Raw genomic sequence first — 1,175 nt, forward strand, 5'->3', positions numbered from 1 at the left:
TGCGGTGAGGATCCGCCGACTCGCCTTCGCGGGCCTCGGCCCCTTCCGCTCCGAGCAGTGCATCGACTTCGACGCGCTCGAGGACGTCGGGATCTATCTGATCGCGGGCCGCACCGGAGCGGGCAAGTCGACGATCCTCGACGCGATCAGCTTCGCGCTCTACGGGTCGGTCCCCCGCTTCGACGGCACGGCGACGCGACTCCGGAGCGATCACAGCGCCCCCGAGGACGAGACGTTCGCCGAGCTCGACTTCGAGGCCGCCGGCCGGCTGTACCGCATCCGCCGCTCCCCCGAGTACGAGCGCCCCGCCAAGCGCGGAGGCGGCACGACGCGGCAGTCGGCGAAGGTCGCGCTGCTCGAGAGCATCGACGGCGAGTGGACGGGGCTGTCCTCGAGCGCGCGCGAGACCGGAGCCGACATCGGCCGCATCGTCGGCCTGACGAAGGACCAGTTCCTGCAGGTGATCCTGCTCGCGCAGAACCGCTTCCACGAGTTCCTGCTCGCGAAGAACGACGATCGGCAGCGGCTGCTGCGCACGCTGTTCGCGACCGAGCGCTACGAGCTGCTGCGCAGGCGGCTGATCGAGCAGCGGCAGCAGAGCGGAGCCGCGCTCGAGGAGGAGCGGGCGGCGGTGGACGCCCTCGCCGACGAGGCCCGCCGGATCGCCGGAGCGGACGAGTCGGGAGTCGTCGACAGCGCCTGGTTCTCGGGGCTCGTCGGGCGGCTCGAGCCGCTGGTCGCCGTCGCGCGCACCGAGGTGGCCGAGTCGGACGCGGCCGATCTCGAGGCGCGCGCGACGCTCGACTCCGCGCGCACCCTCCGCCGCTCCCAGGAGCGGCGATCGCGAGCCCTGCGCGAGGCCGAGGAGCTCGCCGTCGCCGAGCCGGCCGCCGTCGAGCACCGCGGACGACTCGAGCGCGCGCGCCGGGCCGACGGCGTGCTGCCGGTGCTGCGGAGCGCCCGGACGGCGCGCGCGGCCGCCGAGACCGCGTCCGTCGCCCGCGGGGAGGCGGCCGAGAGGTTCCGCGAGGTGCTCGGTCGGGAGCCCGGCCGCGCCGAGGCGGCGGAGGCGATCGAGAGGCTCACCGCGCAGCTCGGCGCCCTGGCCGAGGCCCTGGCCGACGAGCGCCGCCTCCCCGAGGCGACCCGGGCCGTCGAGAAGGCGCAGCACGTCC

Annotated in this window: 1 protein-coding gene; it reads left to right on the plus strand. The window is 75.2% G+C overall.

Annotation, left to right across the window (positions count from 1 at the left end):
- The coding region (locus tag GRS92_RS18565; RefSeq protein WP_159859807.1) for an AAA family ATPase at positions 1 to 1,175 on the plus strand (1,175 nt) is incomplete at both ends.

Origin of the sequence: Rathayibacter sp. VKM Ac-2754, from assembly GCF_009807095.1 — a bacterium.
GTDB lineage: Bacteria > Actinomycetota > Actinomycetes > Actinomycetales > Microbacteriaceae > Rathayibacter.